The 343-nt window shown below is 55.4% G+C and carries 1 protein-coding gene; it reads left to right on the top strand.

The features are described from left to right. Window positions 1-343, top strand: a 343-nt coding sequence (locus HMPREF2526_RS13415) for a YPDG domain-containing protein (protein WP_210384407.1), incomplete at both ends; no start/stop codon positions are given.

Raw genomic sequence — 343 nt, 5'->3', positions numbered from 1 at the left:
GCCTGAGTACAAGGATGGCAAGGGTAAGCCTGGTAAGGATGCCAAGGTTGATGCTCCGAAGTTCAAGGACGGCGAGGGTAACGACACCGATACTCCGGATGGCACCACGTTTGCTCCGGATGAGTCTGAGGACAAGGCTCCGAAGTACACCGATAAGGACGGTAATGAGAAGCCGTTGCCGAAGGACAATGTAAAGGTTGATCCGAACACCGGTGAGGTCACCGTTACGGTTCCGGAGGACGCGAAGCCGGATACCAAGATTGAGGTTCCGGTTAAGGTGACGTACCCGGATGATTCGACTGATGATGCCACGGTGACTGTCACGGTTGAGCAGCCGGATGCT

This window comes from Corynebacterium sp. HMSC070E08 (assembly GCF_001808895.1).
GTDB lineage: Bacteria > Actinomycetota > Actinomycetes > Mycobacteriales > Mycobacteriaceae > Corynebacterium > Corynebacterium hiratae.
Note: the sequence above shows the minus strand (reverse complement) of the source record. Positions and strands in the feature narration are given on the sequence as shown.